This window comes from Neisseria sp. P0001.S005, assembly GCF_051963715.1.
Window position 1 is genome coordinate 1 of the sequence record NZ_JBQCTZ010001024.1, and the last position, 250, is coordinate 250.

General features: G+C 40.4%; 1 protein-coding gene. It reads left to right on the plus strand.

Annotation, left to right across the window (positions count from 1 at the left end):
• Window positions 1–250: hypothetical protein (locus ACTHSP_RS23940; protein ID WP_440347223.1), on the plus strand; the 250-nt coding region annotated here is incomplete at both ends.

The window sequence follows — 250 nt, forward strand, 5'->3', positions numbered from 1 at the left end:
CGTGATGAAGCTAAAGGTACTTCTACCATTACTATCAACAACTTCGATAAAGACGGTAAAGTCATCTCTACTACTACCGCAACCGTGAAAGATGGTAAAGACGGTAAAGATGGTAAAGATGCTGATGGCACCTTCGGTTTGCGTGATGAGGAAAACAAAGAAATCACCAAACCACTGAATAACACTATTCAGATTAAAGGTGATGCGGGTACTAAAGTTCAAGTATTCGACAAAGCAACCGGTAAGACTT